Origin of the sequence: Rhizobium favelukesii (assembly GCF_000577275.2) — a bacterium.
Lineage (GTDB): Bacteria > Pseudomonadota > Alphaproteobacteria > Rhizobiales > Rhizobiaceae > Rhizobium > Rhizobium favelukesii.
In genome coordinates this window covers 696,338-722,056 of the sequence record NZ_HG916855.1, presented here as the reverse complement: position 1 = coordinate 722,056, position 25,719 = coordinate 696,338, and the positions used below count along the sequence as shown (strand labels likewise).

The 25,719-nt window shown below is 60.3% G+C and carries 23 protein-coding genes; 4 read left to right on the top strand and 19 right to left on the bottom strand.

Annotated elements, in window-relative coordinates; all coding sequences use genetic code 11:
• The first annotated feature begins 39 nt into the window (after nt 1-39).
• Complete coding sequence (locus LPU83_RS66975) at nt 40-1,467, top strand: aldehyde dehydrogenase family protein (protein ID WP_024315502.1); 1,428 nt, start codon at nt 40-42, stop codon at nt 1,465-1,467.
• 287 nt (nt 1,468-1,754) lie between these two features.
• On the opposite strand, the gene LPU83_RS66970 is transcribed toward LPU83_RS66975, so the two are convergent.
• The 4 genes from LPU83_RS66970 to LPU83_RS66955 all read right to left on the bottom strand — a co-directional run bounded on the left by LPU83_RS66970 (nt 1,755) and on the right by LPU83_RS66955 (nt 7,193).
• The gene (locus LPU83_RS66970; RefSeq protein WP_024315503.1) at nt 1,755-2,192 is read right to left on the bottom strand and encodes a PIN domain-containing protein; all 438 of its coding nucleotides are present in this window, start codon (nt 2,190-2,192) and stop codon (nt 1,755-1,757) included.
• Entirely contained in the window at nt 2,189-2,491 is a 303-nt protein-coding gene (locus LPU83_RS66965; protein WP_024315504.1) for a class II glutamine amidotransferase domain-containing protein, read from the bottom strand. The genes LPU83_RS66970 and LPU83_RS66965 overlap by 4 nt, the downstream gene beginning before the upstream one ends.
• 313 nt (nt 2,492-2,804) lie before the next feature.
• Nucleotides 2,805-5,951, bottom strand: a complete 3,147-nt coding sequence (locus LPU83_RS66960; protein WP_024315505.1) for an efflux RND transporter permease subunit — start codon at nt 5,949-5,951, stop codon at nt 2,805-2,807.
• A 9-nt stretch (nt 5,952-5,960) separates the two neighbouring features.
• Nucleotides 5,961-7,193, bottom strand: a complete 1,233-nt coding sequence (locus LPU83_RS66955) for an efflux RND transporter periplasmic adaptor subunit (RefSeq protein ID WP_024315506.1) — start codon at nt 7,191-7,193, stop codon at nt 5,961-5,963.
• Nucleotides 7,194-7,617: 424 nt separating this feature from the next.
• On the opposite strand from LPU83_RS66955, the gene nuoH reads away from it, so the two are divergent.
• From nuoH to LPU83_RS66940, 3 genes are read left to right on the top strand one after another with little or no spacing between them, the layout of a single operon-like run.
• Nucleotides 7,618-8,604 (top strand): NADH-quinone oxidoreductase subunit NuoH, encoded by a 987-nt coding sequence (nuoH, locus tag LPU83_RS66950; RefSeq protein ID WP_024315507.1) that lies wholly within the window; start codon nt 7,618-7,620, stop codon nt 8,602-8,604.
• A 30-nt stretch (nt 8,605-8,634) separates the two neighbouring features.
• The gene (locus LPU83_RS66945; protein WP_024315508.1) at nt 8,635-9,201 is read left to right on the top strand and encodes an NADH-quinone oxidoreductase subunit I; all 567 of its coding nucleotides are present in this window, start codon (nt 8,635-8,637) and stop codon (nt 9,199-9,201) included.
• A 45-nt stretch (nt 9,202-9,246) separates the two neighbouring features.
• On the top strand, nt 9,247-9,687 hold the full coding sequence (locus LPU83_RS66940; protein WP_024315509.1) for a CBS domain-containing protein: 441 nt from the start codon (nt 9,247-9,249) through the stop codon (nt 9,685-9,687).
• On the opposite strand, the gene nuoG is transcribed toward LPU83_RS66940, so the two are convergent.
• The 15 genes from nuoG to LPU83_RS66865 all read right to left on the bottom strand — a co-directional run bounded on the left by nuoG (nt 9,681) and on the right by LPU83_RS66865 (nt 25,519).
• Nucleotides 9,681-12,317 carry an NADH-quinone oxidoreductase subunit NuoG gene (gene nuoG, locus LPU83_RS66935; RefSeq protein WP_024315510.1) on the bottom strand — a complete coding sequence of 879 codons (2,637 nt, stop codon included), beginning with the start codon at nt 12,315-12,317 and terminating at the stop codon, nt 9,681-9,683. The two genes, LPU83_RS66940 and nuoG, sit on opposite strands and share 7 nt — an antisense overlap.
• Nucleotides 12,318-12,347: 30 nt before the next feature.
• The gene (gene nuoF, locus LPU83_RS66930) at nt 12,348-13,613 is read right to left on the bottom strand and encodes an NADH-quinone oxidoreductase subunit NuoF (protein ID WP_024315511.1); all 1,266 of its coding nucleotides are present in this window, start codon (nt 13,611-13,613) and stop codon (nt 12,348-12,350) included.
• A 4-nt stretch (nt 13,614-13,617) separates the two neighbouring features.
• Nucleotides 13,618-14,133 (bottom strand): NADH-quinone oxidoreductase subunit NuoE, encoded by a 516-nt coding sequence (gene nuoE, locus LPU83_RS66925; protein WP_024315512.1) that lies wholly within the window; start codon nt 14,131-14,133, stop codon nt 13,618-13,620.
• A 17-nt stretch (nt 14,134-14,150) separates the two neighbouring features.
• Nucleotides 14,151-15,365, bottom strand: a complete 1,215-nt coding sequence (nuoD, locus tag LPU83_RS66920; protein ID WP_024315513.1) for an NADH dehydrogenase (quinone) subunit D — start codon at nt 15,363-15,365, stop codon at nt 14,151-14,153.
• A gap of 1 nt (nt 15,366) precedes the next feature.
• Entirely contained in the window at nt 15,367-15,930 is a 564-nt protein-coding gene (locus LPU83_RS66915; protein ID WP_024315514.1) for an NADH-quinone oxidoreductase subunit C, read from the bottom strand.
• Nucleotides 15,927-16,430, bottom strand: coding sequence for a NuoB/complex I 20 kDa subunit family protein (locus LPU83_RS66910; protein WP_024315515.1), 504 nt, complete (start codon nt 16,428-16,430; stop codon nt 15,927-15,929). Before LPU83_RS66910 ends, LPU83_RS66915 begins: the two co-directional genes overlap by 4 nt.
• Nucleotides 16,418-16,783, bottom strand: coding sequence for an NADH-quinone oxidoreductase subunit A (locus LPU83_RS66905; protein ID WP_024315516.1), 366 nt, complete (start codon nt 16,781-16,783; stop codon nt 16,418-16,420). The genes LPU83_RS66910 and LPU83_RS66905 overlap by 13 nt, the downstream gene beginning before the upstream one ends.
• A gap of 160 nt (nt 16,784-16,943) precedes the next feature.
• A complete protein-coding gene (locus LPU83_RS66900; protein WP_024315517.1) occupies nt 16,944-18,383 on the bottom strand; it encodes an NADH-quinone oxidoreductase subunit N in 1,440 nt (479 codons plus the stop codon).
• Nucleotides 18,380-19,855: an NADH-quinone oxidoreductase subunit M gene (locus LPU83_RS66895; protein ID WP_024315518.1), complete on the bottom strand. Its 1,476-nt coding sequence runs from the start codon at nt 19,853-19,855 to the stop codon at nt 18,380-18,382. The genes LPU83_RS66900 and LPU83_RS66895 overlap by 4 nt, the downstream gene beginning before the upstream one ends.
• Before the next feature lie 9 nt (nt 19,856-19,864).
• Nucleotides 19,865-21,625: a Na(+)/H(+) antiporter subunit D gene (locus tag LPU83_RS66890; RefSeq protein ID WP_024315519.1), complete on the bottom strand. Its 1,761-nt coding sequence runs from the start codon at nt 21,623-21,625 to the stop codon at nt 19,865-19,867.
• Nucleotides 21,618-21,872 (bottom strand): hypothetical protein, encoded by a 255-nt coding sequence (locus LPU83_RS66885; RefSeq protein ID WP_024315520.1) that lies wholly within the window; start codon nt 21,870-21,872, stop codon nt 21,618-21,620. Before LPU83_RS66885 ends, LPU83_RS66890 begins: the two co-directional genes overlap by 8 nt.
• Entirely contained in the window at nt 21,869-23,332 is a 1,464-nt protein-coding gene (locus LPU83_RS66880) for a monovalent cation/H+ antiporter subunit D family protein (protein WP_024315521.1), read from the bottom strand. The genes LPU83_RS66885 and LPU83_RS66880 overlap by 4 nt, the downstream gene beginning before the upstream one ends.
• Before the next feature lie 4 nt (nt 23,333-23,336).
• Nucleotides 23,337-23,639: an NADH-quinone oxidoreductase subunit NuoK gene (nuoK, locus tag LPU83_RS66875; protein WP_024315522.1), complete on the bottom strand. Its 303-nt coding sequence runs from the start codon at nt 23,637-23,639 to the stop codon at nt 23,337-23,339.
• Nucleotides 23,639-24,139, bottom strand: a complete 501-nt coding sequence (locus LPU83_RS66870) for an NADH-quinone oxidoreductase subunit J (protein WP_024315523.1) — start codon at nt 24,137-24,139, stop codon at nt 23,639-23,641. Before LPU83_RS66870 ends, nuoK begins: the two co-directional genes overlap by 1 nt.
• A 288-nt stretch (nt 24,140-24,427) precedes the next feature.
• Nucleotides 24,428-25,519, bottom strand: a complete 1,092-nt coding sequence (locus tag LPU83_RS66865) for an alginate export family protein (RefSeq protein ID WP_231052135.1) — start codon at nt 25,517-25,519, stop codon at nt 24,428-24,430.
• Between the last annotated feature and the right edge of the window lie 200 nt (nt 25,520-25,719).

Below are 25,719 nucleotides of genomic sequence, written 5' to 3'. Positions count from 1 at the left end.
GCCAGCAAAGCCAATTTCCACACATCCACGGAGAACCCCATGAAGAACGCACACAGGTTCTACATAGACGGTGAATGGGTCGAGCCCGAGACACTAAAGAAGCACGACGTCATTGATCCATCGACCGAGCAGGTGATCGGGACGATTGCGATCGGTAGCGCAGCGGATGCAGAAAAAGCGATCAAAGCTGCGCGCAATGCCTTTGCCGGCTTTTCTAGGACGACGAAGGATGATCGGCTGGCGTTGCTGAAGCGGGTTCTTACAATCGTGAAGCGTCGCAAAGATGAGATCGGCGACATGATCTCGCGCGAGATGGGAGCGCCGCTCATCATGGCCCGGGCAGAACAGGCCGGCCTCGGCGCGGCCCATTTCGAGGAGACCATCCGCGCCTTCAAGACATTCGACTTTGAATACATGCAGGGCTCAACCCGAATCGTCCATGAACCGATTGGGGTCGTCGCAATGATCACACCCTGGAACTGGCCAATCAACCAGATCGTCTGCAAGGTCGCGCCTGCACTTGCGACCGGTTGTACAATGGTGCTCAAGCCGTCTGAGATCGCTCCCTTCAACGCTGTCATTTTGGCCGAGATCATGCATGAGGCTGGCGTGCCAAAGGGGGTCTTCAACTTGGTTCAGGGTGACGGCCCGACGGTCGGCGCGGTGTTGGCCAGCCATCCGGACGTCGACATGGTGTCCTTCACTGGCTCAACGCGCGCCGGTATTGCCGTTGCGCTGGCAGCAGCGCCCACCGTCAAACGGGTACATCAGGAACTCGGCGGCAAGTCACCGAATATCATACTGCGAAGCGCCGATCTTGCCGGCGCAGTCAGGGCCGGCGTTCGCCGCTGCTTTGCCAATTCTGGTCAGTCGTGCAACGCGCCGACGCGGATGCTCGTACCTGTAGAGCGTATGGACGAAGCAAGCGCTGTCGCGGCGCGAGAAGCAGCAGCGCTCGTCGTGGGTCCTCCATCCGATCCTCGTACCGACATCGGACCGGTCGCAAGCGCTACCCAGTTCGAAAAAATCCAGGCGCTGATCGAGAAGGGTATCGCGGAAGGAGCGGAGCTAGCTGCCGGCGGTCCCGGTCGGCCATCGCATCTCAGTTCGGGTTACTATGTGCGCCCGACCGTGTTTTCGCGGGTGACCAATTCGATGACGATCGCGCGCGAGGAGATCTTCGGTCCGGTGCTCTCCATCATCGGCTACGAAACCGAGGACGATGCGATGGCGATTGCTAATGACACGCCATATGGCCTCGCGTCCTTCATCCATGGCGCTCAGTCGGAAGCGCGGACGCTGGCACGCAGATTGCGCACCGGCAGTGTTCGCCTCAACGGCCCGGCATGGGATGGTGCCGCCCCCTTCGGCGGTTACAAGCGGTCGGGCAACGGCCGTGAATACGGCAAGTTCGGGCTACATGAGTTCACTGAGATCAAGGGCATCGTTGGATATGCAGGCGACTGAACGATTTGATCCCTGCCACCGCACTACGCGGTTCGGCTACCACCCCCGGTCAGGTATCAACAGCCAAATATTCGCAATGATTGATTGCACAGCCGATGAGATTGCGCTCAGCCGGAACTCGTCCGAGGATCTTTCGACCGCGATTTTCGGGATACCGCTCGCCGAAGGCGATCAAGTGCTGATTTCGCCGTGGGATTACCCCAGTGTCCGACGGAATGGTCGGAAGATTCGGGGACACAGGAGTCCGCTCAAAAGATTGGTCAATTTCCCCCGATCTCTCGTCGCGATCATGGTCCCACTCGGTTCCGCAAGGGATTGATGAACTGGGTGCCGGCAAAATCCTTTTCGTTGTCCGTAACCACCACACAATCATTCGCGCCTGCAATTGCGGCCACGATCATATCGAGCCCGCTACGAGGCCGGCCAGCTGACTTGCCATCGGCCATCAGGCGAGCCCAAATCAGTGCGGCCTTGTCGTCGAAGGGCAGGACGCGTCCCGCGAACAAACCTTGCGGCCCTTCGGGACCAGAGAACCACGCATCGAGAGCGTCGCGCTTCTTCCCACGTGGCTTTTCAAGGATGCCACGCCTAATCTCCGCAACCGTTAGGGAGGCTATGTACAGATTTTCGTCGCGTTGCTCTGCCCACCATGCCAGCAGCGATTCCGACGGCTTTTGCTTTACGACGTTGCTGATGACGTTGGTATCGAGGAGATAGCGTGTCACAGATCGACCCTGCGCCCCTCTTCGCGCGGGCGCGAAACATCGAGTTCAGCTCCAACAAGGGGCGATCGACGCAATGCGGCCAGGATCCCTCCTGTTTTAGGCGGTGCGCCCTCAACAAGCGTTTTCACGGTTTGTCTCGCCTGCTCTGCATCCGGCCCTTCCTCCGCTAGGTGCCGTGCCAACGCACGTATCAGTTCACGGTCCGATTCAAGTGCCATGACTTCCAATCGCTTGAAACCTCGTTGCGTGAGACGCCCTCGGTAGTTTTCGATCGCTCTTTTCTGCGCGGTATTACCCATCAATGATCTCCGATTTATATCAGGATATATACCCGAAACATTGACGAAAGACAAGATTTCAACAGGGTCGTTGCCAGCGAAAAGAGTTTCGCCGGTGCACTTTGTCTCAACCTCGATTTCTTCAAAAATCGGGGTGTCTCGATGAGGAAGCCGCACTTAGAAGTCGGTCGGGCCGACCTGAAAGAGCTAATGTCGCGGGCTGTCGAGTTCATCGCTGCTCTCCGACGCTGATATGAAGCGAGGTCGCGCATTCCATCGTCTGCAAACGAGATAGAGCATCCGGTTGCCGATACCGCGCTGAGCGCCGGCCAATTTAGGCCTTGATCTCGACGGTTTCGGGTTCCGGGCGCTTGGCTACGTCGGGAACATTGCCCTTGAAGACGCGCCTGACACTGACAAATAACAGCGGGATAAAAAATATCCCGATGACCGTTGCCGAGATCATACCGCCCATCACACCGATACCGATTGAGTTCTGGCTGCCGGATCCGGCGCCATTGGCAATCGCAAGTGGCAAAACCCCGAGAATAAAGGCCAACGAGGTCATGAGGATCGGCCGCAGACGCTGCCGGGAGGCCTCAAGCGTGGCCGCGAAGAGATCCTTGCCGGTTTTTTGCTGGTCGATCGCAAATTCGACAATCAGGATCGCGTTCTTGGCTGCGAGGCCAATTGTCGTCAGCAATCCCACCTTGAAGTAGACGTCATTGGTCTGGCCGAACAAAATAGCGGCAAGCAAGGCCCCAAAGACACCGATAGGGACCGACAGCATGACGGCGACGGGTATCGACCAGCTCTCATACAAGGCCGCCAGCGCCAGAAACACCACGAGAATGGAGATAGCGTACAACTGGGTCGCCTGGTTTCCTGAGAGGCGCTCCTGCGCCGACAGGCCGGTCCATTCATGGCGGAAGCCTTCCGGTAACTGAGCGACCAGATCATCGATCTCGTTCATGGCATCGCCGGATGAAACACCTGTGGCCGCAGCCCCCTGGATTTCGACCGCAGACGAACCGTTGTAGCGTTCGAGGCGCGGCGACCCAAACTTCCAGTGTCCGCTGGCGAAGGCTGAGAACGGCACCATCTCGTCGCCGGAGTTCTTGACGTACCAACGATCGAAGTCCTCAGGCTGCATTCGAAACTCCTTGTCAGCCTGTACATAGACCTTCTTGACGCGCCCGCGATCGATGAAATCATTGACGTAGTTGCCGCCCCAGGCTGTCGAGACCGTCGTATCGATATCTGAGAGATCGAGGTTAAGTGCACTCGCCTTTTCCTGATCGATGTCGACGGAATATTGCGGCGAATCTTCCTGCCCGTTTGGTCGCGTACCGCTCAATTTGCTGTTCTTGCCAGCTGCGGCGAGCAGTTGGTTTCTGACGTCGATCAACGGCTGATGACCAGTTGCATTCATGTCCTTGAGGTAAAAGTCGAAGCCAGCATTGTTGCCGAAGCCGGGTATGGCCGGAGGCGCCAAAGCGAACACGTTGCCGTCTCTGATCTTGGAAAAAGCCGCCATCGCGCGCCCTGCGACGGCTTGCGCCTTCGATTGGGGAGTACTGCGCTGGGAAAAATCCTTCAGCTTCACGAAGGCGATGCCGACGTTTTGGCCTTGGCCACCAAAGCCAAATCCAACGACTGCCATGACACCGGTGACGTAGTCCTTTTCATCGTTGAGATAGTGGTCGGTAACCTGCTGCAACACCTTTTGCGTGCGATCCGCCGTGGCGCCGACCGGCAACTGAACGCTGCTGATGAGGATTCCTTGATCCTCCTCGGGCAGGAACGAACTCGGCAATCGTGTGAAGAGGTAACCGACGCAAGCAGCGATCAGGAGAAAGATGCAAAGGAACAAAGCGCTGCGCCGCAGCATGCCACCAACGCCGCGCTGATATGCTGTTGTACCGCGCTCGAAGTTGCGGTTGAAAAACCCGAACACGCCGCGCTGTTTGGCGCCGTGCCTGGGTTTTTTCAGGACGGTCGCGCATAGCGCCGGGGTCAGGATCAGTGCGACGATCACGGAAAGCAGCATCGCCGACACGATGGTCACCGAGAACTGGCGGTAGATGATGCCGACGGAGCCCGAAAAAAATGCCATCGGAATAAACACGGCAGACAGGACAGTGGCGATGCCGATCAATGCGCCAGTGATCTCGTCCATGGACTTTATGGTCGCCTCCCTTGGCGAGAGATCCTCCTCCTCCATGACGCGCTCGACGTTTTCGACGACGACGATGGCGTCGTCAACGAGAAGCCCGATCGCAAGCACCATGCCGAACATCGTCAGCGTGTTGATCGAATAGCCGAAGTAGGCAAGGACCCCGAATGTGCCAAGAAGCACGACCGGTACGGCAAGTGTCGGAATGATCGTCGCGCGCAGATTTTGCAAAAAGACGAACATCACGAGGAAGACCAGCACAATGGCTTCGATGAGGGTCTTGACGACGTCTTCGATCGACAGCTTTACGAACGGCGTCGTGTCGTATGGGTAAACAACCTCGACGTTGGGCGGCAAGGTCCCCCGCAGGCTGTCGACCGTCGCCTGAACGGCCTCAGCCGTGTCAATCGCATTTGCGCCGGAGGCCAGGTTGATAGCAAGACCGGCTGAGGGTTTGCCGTTGTAGGTACTGAAGCTGGAGTAGCTATCCGCGCCTATTTCCACGGTCGCGACATCATTGAGACGAACGAGCGAGCCGTTGCTGTCGCTTTTGAGAATGATGTTCTGGAACTGCTCAGGCGTCTGGAGGCGGCTCTTGGCAGTAACCGTGGCGTTGAGTTGCTGGCCCTTGCGCTGCGGCAGTGCACCGATCTGACCGGCGGCAACCTGCGTGTTTTGCGCTTCGATAGCAGCGGTGACGTTGCTGACCATCAGCGAGTACTTCGCGAGCTTGTCAGGATCCACCCAGATGCGCATGGCATATCCCGAGCCGAAAAGCTGCGTGTCGCCAACGCCTGCAACCCGCTTCAGCGTGTCGTTCAGCGAGCTGTTGACATAGTCGGCGAGATCAGTTGACGTCAGCTTCCCGTCGGTTGAGACAAAACCAATGACCATTAGGAAGTTGGATGTGGATTTGGTGACCGTCAGCCCAGTGTTTTGAACGCTTTGTGGCAGTTGTGCCTGGACAAGCTGCAGCTTGTTTTGCACCTGCATCTGGGCCACGTCGGGATTTGCCGCACTGGTGAAGGTGAGCGATATCGACGCCTGACCAGTCGACTGGGATGTCGATGCCATATAGTCGAGATTGTCGATGCCGGTCATACCCTGCTCGATGACCTTCGTTACCGAGTTTTCGACCGTTTGTGCGTCGGCGCCCGGATAGTTTCCGGATATCCTGACCGTTGTTGGCGCAATCTGCGGATACTGAGAGATGGAAAGTGTTGTGATCGACAAAATGCCCGCGAGCATGATGACGATTGCGATGACCCAGGCAAACACCGGCCTGGCAATGAAAAACCGGGACACGTGATCACCTCACTTGGGAACAGGAGTGTTGGCCGCTTGCTTCACAGGAGCAGCGCTTGTGTCGGCTGCCTGATTGATCTGACCGGTCGCATCATCGATCACCACATCATCGACCTTGACATCTTGCCCGTCTCGCACACGCTGCAGACCTTCGACGATGACACGGTCGCCGTCAGTTATACCCTCTGCAACGAGCCAGCTATTGCCGACGCTTCTTTGTACTGAAAGCGTCCGCCTCTGCACCTTTCCATCTGAAGACACAAACAATGCGAGTGGCTGGCCCTTCGCATCACGTGTGACAGCTCGCTGAGGCACGAGAAAGCTGTTGGGCGCTATCCCCTCTTCGATTGTTGCCCGGACATACATGCCGGGCAGAAGAAGTCGGTCGGGATTTGGGAAGGTGGCGCGCGCAGTCACGGTGCCCAGTGTCTGCGAAACAGCGGCTGTAGAGAATTCAAAGGTTCCAGGCAGGGGGTATTTCGATCCATCTTCAAGCCTAAGGTTGACCGAGACGTTGTTGCCGACGATCTTTATCCGCCCCTCGGATATCGCTCGGCGGACCGCCAATAGGTTTGCACTGGATTGGGTGGCATCGACGTTGATCGGGTCAAGCTGATTTATCGTCGCGAGCGCCGTCGTCTGCTCAGCCGTCACCAACGCGCCCACTGTCACTGATGATGCGTCGATGCGGCCCGAGATCGGCGCGCGAATCCTTGTATAGTCGAGATTGATGCGGGCCGTCTCGAGCGCGGCTTTGGCCGAGGCGACATCGGCCTGCGCTTGCGCCAGTGTTGATAGCGCATCGTCGAGATCCTGCTTGCTGACGACTGACTGGGAGGTCAGACCCTGATATCGGTCTACCTTGGCCTGGGCACTGGGAACAGCACCCTCGGCTCTCTGCAGCCCCGCGACCGCACTGTCGAAGGCTGCCTGATAGGCGCTGGGATCGATCTCGTAGAGAACGTCTCCAGCGTTGACCTCGCTGCCTTCCCTGAAATTGCGGGCCCGGATAATGCCTCCGACCTGCGGGCGGACTTCGGCAATGAGCGACGCTGCGGTCCGGCCCGGGACCTCTGCCGTTATCGTCACAGATTGTGGATGCAGCGTGACCGCACTGACTTCCGGCTTTGCGTCGGCGCCCGCCTTTCGTTGAGTACCCTGCTCGTTACAGGCAACGAGCGCCAAGCCAACAGCGACGATCTGGGTGAATAGAATAAGGCGCGTTCTATCTAACAAAAGCATCGGTGGCTCCTGAATGTGCCGCTGCTGCTGGCCAACGCACACGCTAAAGTTCTGGTGTAGTCGCGGGATGTTTCAAGAGGCAGATGTGTAACGACCCTCGCGATCCGTGTCTCCAGCGACATTCGATCTGAAAATCGATCCGTGCCTTGCCGTTCGCCGTGCCGGGCGGCCGCCCGGCCAAGTCATGCACGGGCGGTCCCCTTAAAGGTTGTCCGATCGCGCGCCGAGGCGCTCGATCGCTGGGGCTGCCTGATCAAGCGCGGCGGTGCGACCGAAAGCATCGCTGCGACCACATAAGTGTGGTCGCATTGTATGGCGTGCGCCATCGTTGTATCCTGTAGCCTGACAAATGCGCAAACTACGCAGTGCATAGCCGGATCCAGTCCGGTCGGTGTTTCAAACCGTGAACAAATAGCCGCGGACCATGGAACTCATCGTCATCATCGGATTGATCGTCGTCAAGGTCGCGTTGCTGATTGCAATGCTGCTGCTGCTGCCCTTGCCTCTAACCTGGCTGGAACGCAAGATCGCCGGACACATGCAGCAACGGATGGGGCCGATGCGCGTTGGGTGGCACGGGCTGCTGCAACCGATGGCGGACGGAATCAAGCTTTTAACCAAAGAGGACCACATCCCGGCCGAGGCTGATCGCTTGCTGTTCAAGGTGGCTCCCATCCTGGCGCTCGCTCCGCCCTTTGTCGTATTCGTCGCGATCCCCTTCGGCGAAACTGTCTCGGTCCTCGGCGCCGAAGTCACGCTCTACGTTTCCAACATGAATGTGGCGCTCCTTTTCGTCTTCGCGGTGATCGGGATCGAGGTGTATGGCGTTATCTTCGGCGGCTGGGCCGCTAACAGCAAATACGCTGTCCTGGGCAGCCTGAGGACCTGCGCCCAGATGATAAGCTACGAGATCCCCATGGGGTTTGCGGTGATCGGCGTGGTCATGTTGGCGCAATCCATGAGCCTGCTCGAAATCGTGCGAGCGCAAGCCGATGTCTGGAACATCGTCTACCAACCGATCGGATTCTTCGTGTTTTTCGTCGCCGGACTGGCCGAGGCACAGCGCATTCCTTTCGACCTGGCGGAAGCGGAAGGCGATCTCGGCGCCGGGTTCCACACCGAATACAGTGGTATCCGGTTTGCGTTCTTCATGATCAGCGAATATGCCATCGTCTTGCTGGTGTCGGTCCTCGTGGTGATCCTGTTCTTCGGCGGCTGGAACGGCGTGCTGATCCCTTTGCCACCCCTCCTGTGGTTTCTGCTCAAGGTGGCGTTCTTCGTCTACTTGTTCATATGGTTCCGCTTCACGTTCCCTCGCTACCGCTACGACCAGCTGATGGCGATCGGATGGAAAGTCTTGCTTCCTTTGTCGATGGCGAACATAATCATAACTGGTCTTATTTTCTTTTAGGGGCCGCAACGGCTCCGTAGTGGGGCGCCGATGTCGCGCGCACGAAACAGCATTGGGACATGGATCGGCTGGACGTTCTTCGCCGATCTGGCGAGCGGCTTGGCGCTGACCTTCAGCTACATGTTCTCCAGATCCGTGACCATGCAATATCCGGACAAGGAAAAATGGTTGCCCTACTCGCGTTACCGCGGGCATCACTTTCTGACGCGCGACGAAGAGGGCGAGATCAAATGCGTGGCCTGCGAACTCTGCGCGCGGATTTGTCCCTGTGACTGCATCGAAGTCGTCCCCTACGAGGACGAGAAGGGCAACCGTCATCCGGCAAAATTCGAGATCGACACGGCACGGTGTCTGTTCTGCGGCCTTTGCGAGGATGCCTGCCCGGCGGACGCGATCGCGCTTGGCCAGCAGTACGAATTCTCGAGTTTTTCCTCGCGTGACCTCGTGGTCGGACGTGACGATCTACTTAGCAAGCCGGGCAAGGCCGCGACCGGCGGCGGCGTGATTGCCGCGCGCCTGAACACCAAGAAGGACGTGCTCGTCGAGACGAAAGAAACGCAGGGCTACAACTGGTGGCGGAATATCCGGCGAACGTAAACGCGCACCAGCTGTCAAACCGCAGCGCGCAGACAGGAGGCTCAGATGTTTGTCGGCGAAATCATGAAGAACAAGGGTGTCGGTGTCATCGCGGTCAGTCGCAATCAGACGATGGTGGAAGTCTTGAGGCTGTTTCGCGACAACAATATCGGCTTCGTCGTCGTCAGCCAACCGAACGGCAAATACCTGGGTACATTATCGGAGCGGGACTGCTGCAATGCCGTGGCGGAATACGGCGCCGAGGCGGCGACGATGCGGGTCGTGGACATCATGAACCGCAATGTAGCGACCTGTTCGACACGGGATTTGCTGCCCGTCGCGATGGAGATCATGACGCAGCGGCGTACGCGTCATGTGCTGGTCATGGATGGGGACGACGTTGTCGGCGTGGTCAGCATCGGTGATGTGGTCAAACATAGGCTCGACGAAGCGCAGCTCACCGAGCAGGAGTTGCAGGATTATATCTGCGGGGCCAGATATCACTGACCAGACCCGTCAGGTTCGGGCGAGCGACCGGCGGTGTCTTCAGCGAGGGTCTCGGCTCCCGCCCAGGCTCCGGCGACAGTGGTGATCTCGACTGCCGCGCGCGCCTTTTGAACGTCCACCGGACATGGATACTCGCCCCGCCGCATCAGCCCATTGAGACGCAGGGCTCTGTAGTTTTCGGGAACGAACACGAGCCCCCGAGGAAAGCGCCTGTCGACCTTGAGCTTCGCCGTCAGTTCGCGCTGGGCGGATCGCACGACCACCTGATCGCCATCCGAGAGGCCAAGTTGTGCGGCGTCCCACGCACCCATCTCGACATAGGGGTCATCGGCGACCGTGTTGAGGATTTCCGAGCGCTCGGAAAGATATCCATTGTGGAACAGGCAGTTGCCAGTGACCAGCATCAGCCGGTCGGTTGCAATGGGCAGAGGCGGCGGGGCGAAAAAGGCGCCAACCGGCGGCGCAACAGCCGCCTTGGTGAATGCTCCGTCGGCGCCAAGCCCATCCTGGGTCAGGCCCACGTAAGCGGGAACCAGCCGGGCGATCTCGTCGAAAATCTCGGATTGAACCGATGGCAGCAGCGCGTGGCTTTGAAGTGCTGCGACAAAGTCGAAGATCTCCAGATTACCTCTTGCCTCGGCGACCGGCTCACGGAACTTGCAGACCCTCTGGGCCCGGCCTTCGTTGTTGGTAAAAGTGCCCGATTCCTCGCCATACGTCGCGGCCGGCAGCACCACGTCAGCCAGTCCTGCCGTATCCGTGAGGAACGCGTCCTGCACGATCAGGAGATCTGCGGCTGCAAGTGCGCGCTTAACGAACGCCCGGTCGGGATACGACATCAGGGGGTCGCTTCCGGCTATATAGAGCGCGCCCATCTGCCCCTGGTCGCAGAGTTCCAGCATGGCGTCGAAATCCGCGCCTGTCTCAGATGGGATCTCGGCGCGCCAGGCCCGCTCGAGAGTGGCGCGCGCCGCGCCATCGGCGAGCGCGGCAAGCCCCGGCAAGGCCGCCGGCAGAACCCCCATATCCCAGGCGCCCATCTGGTTGGCACGATCGAAGAGGAACTGCATCTTCGGGTCCTTGTCGAGCAGGCTGAGAACCTGCAAAAGGTTGTTAAGCTGCTGCAGGGCCGCGCGCGCGTGTGGTGAGCGAAGGACTTCGACGCTGACAAGCACGGTGACGCGCGCGCCCCCCAGAAGCGCCGTGACCAGAGGGTCCTGTTTCTCACCATGGGTGGCGGCGGGTTGCCAACCGGTTGTCGCGACGATGTCGGCAAGAACGTCTTCCGGCAGGTCCTCACCGGCCGCAGCCACGAGCGCGGCCACCACCGCGGCAAGGCTCGCGGCCTCACCGCCCGGCAAAACGCGAACGACTGCCCGTGCATCGGCCTCCAGGCGCGACGGCCGCGCCGAGAGCATGAGCAATCCGGTCTGGCGCCGGCGTGCACCATCGCGCAGGAGGTACTCGGTGACCGGGTTCTCCTCGGTCACGTTGCCGCCGACCACGAGCACGCAGGCATCGCCGATCACCTCTTGAAGCGGGGCGCGGGTGTAGAAGCCCGCCAGCAGCGGACCCAACGTCTCGACGGGCGTTGACCAGCGCGACGAGCAGTCAATATTGTTTGTCCGGAACACCGTGCGCATCAGTTTCTGGAACTGATAAAGCACCTCGTTGGGAAGACGCGGCGAGGCAAGCCCGCCCGCGGCCTTTTTCTCGACGCCCGACAGACGCTGACGCAGGTAGTTGCCCGCTTCGTCCCAAGAAACCGCAACGAGGGCGCCATCTCGGCGGACCATCGGCCGCTTGATCCGGCCCGGACTCGCGACGAAATCGAGTCCGAAGCGCCCCCGCACGCAGAGCGTTTCGCGGTTGAGCCCCTCGTCCCACTTCGAGCGGACCCGCATGAACTCGCCCTTGCGGGTGCCGACCGTCAGCTGGCAGCCGGTGCCGCAATGTGGGCAGACCGTGTCGGTCTCGTCGAGATCCCAGGGCCGCGCCTTGTAGCGATAAGGGAAGCTCATCAGCGCGCCGACTGGACAGACCTCGACGCAATTGCCGCATTGGTCGCAACTCGCAAGACTGCCCTCGAAGCCGGTCACGGCGGTGTCCATGCCTTTTTCGACCGTGCCCAAGGCGACCGCGCCGACCACCTCCTCGCACATCCGCACGCAGCGCTGGCACTGGATACAGCGGTTGACGTTCATGATGATGACCGGGCTGAGGCGGATGTCCTGGGAGTGGAACACACGTTTGGCATCACGAAACCCGCTTTCGCGCGGCCCATAAGCCATCACCTGGTTCTGCAGCTCGCACTCGCCGCCTTTATCGCATATCGGGCAGTCGAGCGGGTGGTTGGCGAGCAGCATGTCGAGCATGGACGAGCGCGTTTCCTCGATCAAAGGCGTATCTGTCCGCACCACCATGCCGTCCGTGACCACCGTGGCACAGGAGGGCTGCAAGCGCCGCTGCCCTTCGATCTCCACCAGACACATGCGGCACGAGGCGAGCGGCGGCAGCCGCTTCATGTAACAGAACGTCGGGATGTCGATGCCCAAACGCTCGGCGGCCTGCAGCACCGTAGAGCCAGCTTCCACTTCCAGCGTTTGTTCATCGATCGTGATGCTAACCATGGCCTCCTCGCGATCTTCTTCTCGCGCACCTCAATGAAACGGGCACCTGCGCTCTTCGATATGGGCGACGAATTCATCCTCGAAATGCTTCAGTGCTGCGCGCAGCCCCATAGCCGCGCCGTCGCCAAGAGCGCAGAACGTATTGCCGAAAATGCCCTTGCAGAGCGCCTGCAGCTGTTCCAGATCGCCAGGCTCCCCCTGCCCGGACTCGACCCGGCGCAGCACTTTCACGACCCAGTTCAGCCCTTCGCGGCAAGGCGTGCATTTGCCGCAGGACTCGTGGTGGAAGAACTCGATGATCCGGGTGGCGACCTTGACCATGCAGGTCTGGTCGTCGATCACGATGACCCCGGCCGAACCGAGCATTGAGCCGACGGCGGCAAGCGAATCAAAGTCCATCCCAACGTCCAGCCCGGACGCCGCGATGACCGGCGCCGAGACACCGCCGGGGATCACGGCCTTGATCTTGCGCCCCGGCAGCGGCCCGCCGCCATGGTTTTCGACCAGTTCGCGCAGCGGTATACCCATCGGCAGCTCGTAAAGGCCGGGTTTGCGCACCTGCCCGCTGAGGCAGTAGAGTTTCGGACCAGGGCTCTTGTTCGGGCCGATGCCGCGAAACCAGTCCGCGCCCCGCATCACAATATGCGGCACGCAAGCGAGCGTCTCGACGTTGTTAATCACCGTCGGGCTGGCGTAGAGCCCTTCGACCGCCGGGAACGGCGGCTTCAGGCGCGGCTGCGCCCGTTTGCCTTCGAGCGATTCGAGCATTGCGGTCTCCTCGCCGCAGATATAGGCACCGGCACCGCAGTGAATGTGTACGGCGAAATTGAAATCCGAGCCCAGAACGCGCGTTCCGAGAAAACCCCTTTCGTGAGCCTCGGCGATTGCCTGCTTGAGGCGACGAATCGCCGTCACATATTCTCCGCGGATATAAACATAGGCGGTTTCGGCCCCAATCGCGTAGGCGCTGACCGCCAGCCCTTCGATGAGCTGGTGCGGGTCGCGCTCCATGATGATCCGGTCCTTGAAGGTGCCCGGCTCGCCCTCATCGGCGTTGCAGCACAGATATTTCGGCCTGTCGGCCCGCTTCGGCACGAAACTCCATTTCATGCCGGTTGGAAATCCCGCACCGCCGCGACCGCGCAGGTTGGACCGTTTGATCAGATCGACGACCTCATCTGGTGTGTACTCGCGCAGCACCTTTTGCAGCGCCTGATAGCCGCCGCCGGCCTCATACGTTGACAGCAAATGGCCATCCGGCATGTCTACATTTTTGAGAAGAACCGGCTCGAACATGGCGCTATTTCCCTGGCGGTCGCGTCGCGGCGTCGTCGACAACGCTCTTGACCCGGCCCACCGTCGCCCGGAGATCGTCCAGCAGTGCGTCGATCCGCGCCACATCAAGGTCGCCGTGGTAATCATCGCCGACCTGCAGCACCGGAGCCATCTCGCAGGCACCGAGACACTCGACGGTCGAAAGCGTAAACAGCCCGTCCGGGGTGGTATCGCCCTTCCTGATCCCAAGCGCCGTTTCCAGATGCTCCAGCAGATCCTCGCATCCGCACAGCATGCAGGAAACATTGTCACAGAGTTGCAGGTGGAAAAGGCCCACCGGCTCGGTATGGAAGAGTGTGTAGAAGGTCGCCAGCTCGTAAACCCAGATGCGCTCAACGCCGAGAATGTCGGCGACCTCTTCCAGCACCGGGCCGGGCAGATGGCCGTGCTCCTCCTGGGCAATCAGGAGCGCGGGCATGATCGCCGAGCGCTGGTCCGGATAGCGCGCCGCCGCCTCTTCGATCTTTTGGCGCATAGTCATCGCATCCAATTCCCTTGTTACTTATCCACCTCCGCCATCACGGGGTCGAGGCTGCCGAGCACGGCGATCATGTCCGCCAGGTAGCGCGCGTTGGTGACCCCGAAGAGGCCCTGAAGGTTGACGAAAGACGGTGCTCGCACCTTCATGCGGAACGGTTTCGGCGATCCGTCGCTAATGATGTAGAACCCCAGTTCACCCTTGGGCGCCTCGATCGCCGAGTAGACCTCGCCCTTGGGTACCTTGAAGCCGTAGGCCGACAGGTCGAAATGCTGGATCAAAGCTTCCATCGAGCAATGCACACGCTCCTTGTCCACCGGGAACGCGATCGTCGGCATGTCGATCTGGAATGGTCCCTCCGGCATCTGGTCGATGCATTGCTCGATAATCGCGATGCTTTCCCGCATCTCGTCGACACGGCACCGCCAGCGTGCGTAGCAATCGCCCTCTTTGCGCGTGATGACATTGAAATCGAGCCGGTCGTAAATTTCGTAAGGTTCGTCGCGGCGGATATCCCAGTCGACCCCGGAGGCACGCAGGTTCGGGCCGCTGAGACCCAGATCGACAGCGTCTTCGCCGGAGATCACGCCGATCCCCTTCGTGCGGTGGAGGAACACCCTGTTATCTTCGAGCAATCGCTCATAGTCGCGGATCCGGTTCGGGAAGATGTCGCAGAACTCCCTGATCTTGGGAAGGAAACCGTCAGGCAGATCCTCGCGTACGCCACCGACCCTGCAGAAGGACGTGTGCATTCTTGCACCGCTAATCATTTCGAGCAGGTCCATGATCATTTCGCGCTCGCGCATGACGTAAAGCAGCGCGGTCATTGCACCCAGATCCATCGGCAGCGCGCCGGTGATCAGGAGATGACCGGAGATCCGCGCCAGCTCAGCCATCATCACGCGTATGTACTGCGCCCGCACCGGTGCTTCTATGCCGAGGAGCTTCTCCACCGCCAGCGCAAACGCCAGGTTGTTCGACGGCGGGCAGAGATAATCGAGCCGATCGGTGAGCGGGAATATCTGGGTGTAGGTGAAACTCTCCGCGAGCTTTTCGGTGCCCCGGTGGAGGTAGCCGATATGCGGGTCCACGCGCTCGACGTACTCGCCGTCCAGTTCGAGGACGAGGCGAAGAACCCCATGAGTGCTGGGGTGCTGCGGGCCGAGGTTGAGAAGCACTTCCCTGGTCGTGAGCGCTTCCCCGTCCGGCCTGCTGAGCTCTGTGACTTCGGTCATCTCAATTTTCCGGCGTAGAACGGCCTCCTTGCGGAATGTCCCTGGTGGCGAGGTCGGGCTGTGTTGGCGGCGGACCTTCGGCCCCGAAGGGGTTCAGCTTGTCCTTGTAGCCCCTTAGGGGGAAATCCTTGCGCTGGGGAAAGCCCTCGAAGCCTTCCCACATGTAGATCCGGCGCAGATCGGGATGCCCCTCGAACCTGATGCCATACATGTCCCAGGCCTCGCGCTCATGCCAGTTGGCGGTGCGCCAGACCCCCGTCACCGAAGGGACATGCGGCGGATCACCAAGCCGGCACTTGATGCGAACCCGCCACTTGTTGGGTAGTGAATAGAGGTGATACACCGCCTCGAACCGCGGCGTGTCGGGATAATGATCAACCCCGCAGATGTCTGAAAGGAAGTTGAACTGCAGCGCCTCATGCTCTTTCAGGAACCGGCAGAACGCGACGATCTTCTCAGGTGGCACTGCAAAGACGTCAATGCCGTGCGCCGCGCCGAGATCCTCGATTGTTCCCTCGAAATGCTGCGTGATCAGAGCGCGATTGAGAGGCAACTCCACGCTCATGAGGCTGCAACCCGATCCAGAGGCGTCCCGGCCAGCGCGCGAGACCTCTTGATCTTCTCCTGAAGCAGCAGGAAGCCGTGCATCAGCGCCTCGGGCCGTGGCGGACAGCCGGGCACATGCACGTCGACCGGCACGAAGGTCTCTGACCCCTGCACCACGGCATAGGTGTTGTAGACCCCGCCCGAGATCGCACAGGTGCCCATTGCGATCACCCAGCGCGGCTCCGGCATCTGATCATAGAGCCGGCGCACGACGGGCGCGAACTTCCGGGTCACGGTGCCGGCGATAATCATCACATCGGACTGGCGCGGCGAAGGCCGGAACACCACGCCGAACCGGTCGAGATCGTAGCGCGCGCATCCCGCCGCGATCATCTCGATGGCGCAACAGGCAATGCCAAAGGTCTCGGGCCACAGCGCCGACGCCCGGCTCCAGCTGATGATACTGTCGGCCGTGGTAAACAGCACGCTGTCGCGGATCGCATTGTTTACGCCTCCCATTCCAGTGCTCCCTTCAGCCAGGCGTAGGCGAAACCCACAATTAGCAGCAACATGAAGACGAACATCTCGACGTAACCCACCAGACCGATGTCTTTCAGGACAACAGCCCAGGGAAAGAGAAACATGGTCTCGACATCAAAGACCACCAACAGGATCGCGAGCAGAAAGAACTGCACCCTGAAACGGCCCCCGGCGGCCTCGCCAGCCGGGTCCATGCCGCATTCATAGGGCATGTTCTTTTCGGGATAGGGATTGGACGGACGCAAAAGCGAGGAGACAAACAGCGTTGCCCCCGTCACCAGAACAATTCCGGCGATCATGAAAAGAACCGGCAGGAATTCCATTGCAGCCATAGTCATATCGCATTGCCCCGGTCACCCACCTAGAGCTTGTTCAGGCCGCCGCCGACCCCATTCGGAACCGGTAGTGCGGTCGCCCCGGGAAGCGACTTTGGCAATCCTTTCTTGCATTGTCAGTGTATTCCGTCGGGTGGATCATTGCAAATTCAATAGATCAGCCCCCAAACACCGCATGCTGAGCAAACCTCAAGAACCACGCCGGAAACAGGCCGATGCCGATCGTGCCGGCGGCGGTAAAGGCGAGCGTGGCGCGGACCAAGGGCGTCAGCGCGGGGTCGAACGCCCTGTTTGGCTCGCGCATGTAGATCACCATGGCGATGCGGATGTAGAAATAGGCGGCGACGACGCTCAGAAGCACTGCGATCACCGCCAGCATGACGAAACCTCGCTCGACGAGCGCCACAAGCACGTAGAACTTGGCGAAGAAACCGGCCGTCGGCGGAATACCGGCCAGCGAGAACAGGTAGAGCAGCATCAAAAGCGCCAGCCCGGGATGCGACTTTGCCAGACCCGCGTAGTCTTCGATGACCTCGCCCGAGAAATCGCCATTGCGCATCATGATGATGGTGCCGAAAATGCCGAGATTCATGAAAGAGTAGATCAGCAGGTAAAGCATCACGCTGGCGATCCCGTCCGCACCGCCGGCAACCACGCCAAAAAGGGCGAACCCGGCATGGGAAATGCTGGAATAAGCCAGGAGGCGCTTGAAATTATCCTGAACCAGCGCCACGAAACTGCCGAGCGCCATGGTCGCGACCGCAATCACCGCAACGATGATCCAGACATCCGAGGCTGCGACCAGCGGGTTGAGGAATACCCGCAAGATCACAGCGAAGCCCGCCGCCTTGGGACCGACAGACATGAAGGCAGTGATGGTCGTCGGCGCGCCTTCATAGGCGTCCGGCAGCCACATGTGGAACGGCACGGCGCCGACCTTGAAGACCAGCCCCGCGACGATGAAGACCACCGCCAGCAACAATGCGGGATCGAGCCGATCACCGGTCACCGCAGCAGCCATCCCGTCCAGTTGCGTCGTGCCGGTGAGCCCGTAGACCAGCGAAACGCCGTAAAGGAAAATCCCGGTCGAGACCGAGCCAAGGATCACGTATTTCAGCGCCGCTTCGTTCGACCGTTGCTCTTGGCGCAAGAAGCCGGTCAGCACATAGGTGCAGAGCACCGTCAGTTCGAGGCCCACATAGATCGACAGGAGGTCGGTCGCCGAGGCCATGATCATCATTCCCGAAAGCGCAAACAGCAGCAGGACATAATATTCGCTGTTCCCAATCCCTTCGATGTCGGCGTATTTTTGCGAAAGCAGGAGTGTCAGAACTGTGGCCAGATAAAAAACGAGCTTGAAGAAGACCGAGAAGCGGTCGACGACGAACATGCCGGCGTAGGCTGGCCGCACCTCGCCCGACAGCATGATTGTCCAAACGGCGGCAATCAGCACGACGGCGACGGACGCAAAGACAAGGAATTGTTCCTGCCCCTTGCGTACAAGCTGTCCCAGGATCAGAAGCATGCAGGCCCCCGTGACCACGACGATCTCGGGCAGGCTCGCAAGGATCGACTGGAGGAGCGCGGCTGCGGTCATTGGCCGCTCCCGTTGCCGTGCACCTGCACCATGAGATGCTTCACCGAGGCGTCGATGATGCCAAGAAAGGGTTTCGGATAGAAACCGACCCAAAGCACGAAGAGTGCCAGCGGCAGGATCGCAACCATCTCGCGGGCGTTGACGTCACGTATCTTGAAACGGGCGTTGACGCTGGCCGGACCGAGGGCAACTTTCCCATACATGCCAAGCAGATAGGCCGCGCCCAGTAGAGCACCCAAGACGGCTGCCGCGCCGACCGTCAGGTTGGCCGCAAACCCGCCCGAAAGCACGAGCAATTCTCCCACGAACGAGTTCGTTCCCGGCAGTGCCATCGATGACAGGGTGAACAGCGCAAGAAACGCGGTATAGACCGGCGCCGCCTTCATCAACCCGCCATAATCCGCCATGCTGCGCGTATGTGTCCGTTCGTAGATCAGACCGACCAACAGGAACAAGGCCCCCGTCGTTACGCCGTGATTGAACATTTGCAGGATGCCGCCCTCGAGCCCGCGCAGGTTCAACGCGAAAATCCCCAGCGTCACGAAGCCCATGTGGCTGATGCTGGAATAGGCCACCAGCTTCTTCAGGTCGTCCTGCGCCAGCGCAAGCAACCCACCATAGACGATCGCAAGCGCCGAAAGCGCCAGCATCAGCGTCGAATAATACACCGACGCCTCCGGCAGCATTGGCAAGGAAAACCGCAAGAATCCGTAGGCACCCATCTTCAGGAGCACTCCGGCGAGGATGATGCTGCCCGCTGTCGGCGCCTGCACATGGGCGTCCGGCAGCCAGGTGTGGACCGGGACCATCGGCACCTTGACCGCGAAGGCCACCAGGAAGGAAAAGAACAGCCACGACTGGATCCGGAACGGCAAATCCTGCGCTGTCAGGGCGAGGATGTCGAAGGTCTCGCCGCCGTTGAAATAGAGCACGATGACGCCGATCAGGAACAGGACGCTGCCCGCAAGCGTGTAGAGGAAGAACTTAAATGCCGCATAAACCCGGCCCTCGCCACCCCAGACGCCGATGATCAGGTACATCGGGATCAGCATCGCCTCCCAAAAGACGTAGAACAAGAACAGGTCGAGCGCACAGAACACCCCCAGCATCAGCGCCTGCATGACCAGCAGACTGACCATGAACTCTTTCACCTTGCGGTCGATTGCGACCCACGAGGCGAGCACGCAGATCGAGCCCAACAGCGCGGTCAGGAACACGAAGAGCGCGCTGATCCCGTCAACGCCAAGCGCATACGTGATCCCGAGCGCGGGCACCCACGGGTGCGTCTCTCTGAACTGCATCACGTGGGTCGTGGTGTCAAAGCTCGTCAGCATGGCGATGCACAGAGCAAGGTCGAGGAGGGTGGCGCAAAGCGCTGTCCACCGAACGGCATTGTCGCTGCGCAGAAACATCAGAACGGCTGCCCCGACGGCGGGGGTAAACACGATGAGGCTGAGGAGCGGCAACCCCATGGACATCCCCTACCGCCACGCCACGGCGAAGACGACGGTGGCGGCGATCAAACCGACGATCATCGCCAGCGCGTAATGGGTCACGACGCCGGTCTGGAGCCGCCGCAGCGCCCCGCCGCCGCGCAGGATCGAGCGGGCGAGGCCATTCACGATGGCGTCCACGCCGGCGAGATCGACCCGCAGTCCTGCCTGTGCCGCGCCATGCAGGAAGGGCAGCGCGGCGCTCTCGGACACATTGCTCACGGCCTTCTCGTAGCGTGCCAGCGGCTTTTCGGCGATCCACATGAAGCAACGCGCACCCTTGCGGTAGAACCAATCGGTATCGATGCTGATCGTGTTCTCGGGGTCGAGGGCCCTGAGGAACAGCACGAAGCCCAGTGCGGTAAACATCAGCAACCCGAGGCTCTCGGTGATATGGACGCCGGTGTAGGGTTCGAAATCGACTGGATAAGGCAAAAGCGCGTAGAGCGGCTGGGGGAAAACCCCGATGGCGATGCACAGCACCGCTGCCATCGCCATGGCAACCAGCATGTTGCGGGGTGGCTCGCGCGCCTCCAGTTTACGGTCCGTGCCGAAAAACATGTAATAGGGGAGTTTCAGCCCCGTGTGCAGGAACGTCCCCGACGACGCCATCGTCAGCGCCAGCACCACCAGCGCGCGATGATCCTGTCCGGCAGCGGCTATCACCATCGACTTGGTGACGAAGCCCGAGAAGAATGGAAATGCCGAAATCGCAAAAGCGCCGACCATATAGAGCGCCACTGTCAGCGGCATGGCCTTGTAGAGCCCACCAAGCTCGGTGAGCTTGCGCCGGCCGGTCGCATGAATCACCGCCCCAGCGCCCATGAACAGAAGCGCCTTGTAGAGGATATGGGCGAAGGCATGGCCCGCGGCCCCGTTTACTGCCATCTCGGTCCCGATACCGACACCCGCCACCATATATCCCACCTGACTGACGATGTGATAGGCCAGGAGCCGCCGGCAGTCGTTCTCCAGCACCGCGTAGATGACGCCATAGAGCGCCATCGCGGTACCGAACCAGACCAGAAGCTCGGTGCCCGGAAACGCTCGCGCCAGCACATAGACCGCGGTCTTGGTGGTGAAGGCGCTCATGAACACCGCCCCCGTGACGGTCGCCTCGGGATAGGCGTCGGTCAGCCAGGCGTTGAGCGGCGGCACCGCGGCGTTGAGCATGAACCCGGCAAGGATCAGGTAAGCACCGACACCCATTTGCCCCACGATCGGGCCGAACAGCAGCGAGCCTGTCGTAAGCCCGTGGACAATGATGCCGCCAAGCAGGACGACGCCGCCGGTGATATGGACCATGAGATACCGGAACCCGGCGTTGATCGCTTGCCGGCCGCCCTGGACGAAGATGAGGTAGGCAGAGGCAAACGCCATGCCTTCCCAGAACAGGTAGAGCGTCAGGTAGTCGCCGGCGAACACGACGCCAAGCGCGCTGCCGACATAGACGAACGCAGCGACATGCTGGCCGGGGCGAGGCAGGTGCAGCGCGTAGACCGTTCCAATCAGCGCCATGATGGTGAAGACGGTGGCGAAGACGATGCTCAGCTTGTCGACCTTCGCGATCAGGATCTCCTGCCCGATGAACGACGCCGCACCGTAGTTGCCCGGCTGCATCGCCACGACGGCGAGGATCGCCAGCGCTGGAATGAGCAGCAGATAGAGCTTGCGGATCGATCCGCTCAGGAAAGGGATCGGCACAGCGCCGAGAATGAAGAGCAGGGCGGGATGGACGAAGTCAGTCATAATAGTCCTCGCGCCGCATGAGCCCACCCTGATGGCCGAGGAACTTGGAAACGAAGATCAGTAGAATGCAGGATAAGAAGCCGTAGACGGCCGACCAGCCCGGCAGTTGGTCCCACAGGTATTCGGCGTGTTCGCGCGGGACCAGAAAGTCGGCGATGACGATCACAACGAGCGCCAGATAGAACAGGCGGCGGCGCTGACTGGCATATACTTCGTCGCCAAAGAAATCGACCACGCGCTTTATCATCTGACAACTCCTTGTGCCAGGGCGAGGAAATAGTCTGGGAAGATGCCCATGGACACCGACAGGATGGCGGTCGCGATCAGCGGGATTGTTATCATCGGAATTTCACGGACCGTCACCGGGCTCTCCTTAACCTCCGTCCCGAAAAAGGCGACATAGCTGACCGGCAGAAAATAGGCGGCGTTCAGGACCGAGCTCGCCAGGAGCACGACCAGGAACGCGATTTGCCCCCCCTCCACCGAGCCCCAGGCCAGATACCATTTGCTGACGAAGCCCGCGGTTGGCGGCACCCCGATCATGCTCAGCGAGGCGACAAAAAATGCTCCCATCGTCCACGGCAGCCGGCGGCCGATACCGGCCATGTCGCTGATGTTGCGCTTGCCAGACGCGCAGAAGATCGATCCGGCGCAGAAAAACAGCGTGATCTTGGAGAATGCATGCGCCGCGATGTGGATGATCCCACCGACCATCGCGACTGGAGACAGTAAAACCGCGCCGAGCACGATGTAGGAGAGCTGGCTGACTGTCGAATAGGCGAGTCTCGCCTTTAAGTCGTCCCGCGTCAGCGCGTAGACCGAGGCCATGAGGATCGTGAACGAGACCAGATAGGCCGTGGCAATGCCGAGCCCCAGCCCGTCCACCAGCCTCGTGCCGAAAATGTCGAACACCACCCGCAGCACGCAGAACACGCCCATCTTGACCACGGCCACCGCATGCAAGAGCGCGCTGACCGGCGTCGGCGCCACCATCGCGGCAGGCAACCAAGCGTGCATCGGCATCACCGCGGCCTTGGCGAAGCCGAAGAGATAGCAGAAATAGACGACAGTCAGCAGCGCCGCCGAGGCATTGACCCCGGCCAGCAGCCCACCGGCGACAAAGTCGAGCGACCCCGCAATGTGGTAGGTCAGCGCCAACGCGGCGAGAAGCGCGCTTTTCGAGGCGCCCATCAAATAGACAAGGTACCTGCGGCTGCCCGTCCATGCCTCATCGTCCTCGTGATGGTAAACGAGCGGATAGGTAACGAGGCTGAGCATCTCGTAGAAGATCACCAGCGTGAACAGATTGGCGGCGAAAGCGCCGCCGGCGGCGGCCGCAAGACTGCTTGCGAAGCAGGCGAAGAACCGGGTCTGCGCGTGCTCGTTCAAATGCCGCATGTAGCCGATGGAATAGACCGCCGCCACGATCCACAGCAGCGACGAGACGGTGGCAAACACCATGCCGAGCGCATCGACCCGGAAAGCGAAGTCGATCCCCGGCAGGATCTCGAACAGGCGCAAATCGATGGTCCCGCCCGCCAGCACCGTGGGTGCCATCGAGGCGACAATTGCGAACATGGCGATCGCCGCCATCGGCGAGACGACATCGCGGAGTTTCTCGCGGTTGTTCAAAAGGAGAATCGCAAGAGCCGCCAGACCTGGGACGGCAACGGCAAGCAGCGGCCGGATCGATATCACCGGGTCCAAACCGCTATCCTTTCATCATCGTCACATCGTCGACCTTGAGGGTGGATTTGTTCCTCACAAAGGCGACCAAGATGCCAAGGGCGACGGCAACCTCCGCCGCGGTGATTGCGATGACGAAGATCGCGAAGATCTGTCCACGGAAGTCGTCATACTGACGCCCAAAAGCGATGAAGTTGATGTTGACCGAGTTGAGCAGCAGCTCCAGCGACATCAGCACGACCAAAATATTGCGTCTGAGCAGTACGCCCGCCGCTCCGATCACGAACAGGATCACTCCGAGCACGATGTACCACGAGAGCGGAACCATCACCCCTGCTCCGTTCGCGCCAGCACGATGGCGCCGACCAAGGCCGCCAGCAAGATGATGGAGGCGGCTTCAAACGGCAGCAGGTAGTCAGCGAATAGCGTCGTACTGAGTTGCCTGATCCCATCGCCGCCGCGCATGGCGGCGGGCTCGGCTACCGAAAAGCGCTCGCTCCGGACCACCAGCACGAGCATCTCAACCCCAAGCAGGACGAGCAACACCAGAGCAGGCAGATTGCCGCCCGGCAAGAACCGCTGCAACACCGCTTCGCGCACATCGATCATCATGATCACGAACAGGAACAGGACCATGATCGCGCCGACATAGACGAAGATCTGGATGACGGCGAGCAACGGCGCTTCGAGCAAGATGAAGATTGCAGAAATCTGCAGGAAACAAGCCATCAACGCCAATGCGCTGTGAACCGGGTTGCGCGCCACGACCACAGTCAGGGCCGCAATCACGGACACCGTCGCGAACAGAAGAAAGAACCCCTGACCCATCGGCGGACCCTCCCACGCAAGCTGTCACCCAGCGCGAGACGGCCGGATTTGAGATAGTTGCGCACTACAGGTGCATTTATAAATTGTGCCCTAGTCTCGGATTTTTCACAAGATTATTGTCATTGGTGGAGCAGGACCGGGGTGAAGCAGGACCGGGCCAATCCGAATGTGGCGAAAGCCGCTCGCGAGCGCGTGATGGCGGGCGAAACCCCATGTTTCGGTCTTTGACGATTCCGCGGAAAACAATCCGTGAGGTGTTGCAGCCCGGGTTTACCGTGTCGGTTTGCCTCATTGACCAGGTGGCCGGCGCCGGCACCAGGCGCCGCGCGGCAGCATCACGAGCTCTTCCGGCCCTGTGCGGGGTATCGGCATCAAAAGACAGGCTATCGCCCGCAAGCATGGGAGGCCCCGCGATATGGCGATGCTCGGCAAGATCGAGATCTGCGGCAAGGATGCGGCGCAATTTCTCAACCGTGTTTGTTGTGGGCCGATCCTGGGCGACCAGCTTACATTCTGGAAGGTATAGCCAGTTCTCGCTCCCAGCGCCCAGGCCAAGATATCGGCCGAACCGACCTTCCCGACCTGGCCCATCGCTTCCACATCCCAGTCGAAACCGGCATGTTTGCCGGCCGAGCGGATATCGAGGATGTGCCTGCCCTCCTCACCCGACGCGGTGAGGAAATCGGCGGCCTTGCGTTGGTAGAGCGTGTAATAGGCGCAGGCCTCGATCGTCGGCGAAAGCTGCCGCTCGATACGTGCGCCGCTGAACAGCACATCGCTGCTTGAGCGATCATCAAAAGGATCATCATCCCGATACCCGACGGGCTGGCTGACAAGACCGTAGAAGCGCCATGCATCCGTCTCCCAACCGGCCCAGACCGCATCGAACGACTGGCGGACATTCGGCCCATCGCGCAACGACATGAAGCGCTCCAGGTCGAACGCGAAGTCTTGCCGACCGACCCTTGCCCTGAACGTTCCGGCGTCAGTCTCGTGCGTATAGCCGATGAATGCGAGCCGAAGGTCAAATCGGTTTGCGTCGTTAGGGCCGACCACCGTCTTGTTAAAGGCTCGCACATCCTCGAACTGTGTAAACAGTTGCCAGTTTTCATTCAGGTGAACGTCGACGTGGAACTGCGCGCGCTGTAACCAATAGGAATCTCTGGGGTTCGCCGGCACGGTTCCGAACGCCGGCGCATCACTGACTTCGAAGATTTCGCGTAGATTGAGCCCTAACGAGATATAGCTGTCGGGATTGGAGGGAAACAACGGAATGTATTTGAGACTATCCAGCGGCTCATTCCGCAGTTTCGGATCCGCGAGAAGCGACCAGTCCTCCTGCGACCGGTCGGCTTTTATCGAGGGCCTCTCCTGCTCCAAGAGAAAATCATCCGCCGCCAGGGCTGACCGGCAGTTCCGTTGAGCAAAGGCAAGGGCGGCAAGCGAAAGCAGGAGTGACCGCGCCTTGGATACGGACCGAAGACTGAGCGCTATTGAAAGACGCGAGGTGACACATCTCTGTCGGTCAATCATCTGCTCGCCTTTTCAGCCTTCGGCCCATAGCCACATCCTGTGTTAAC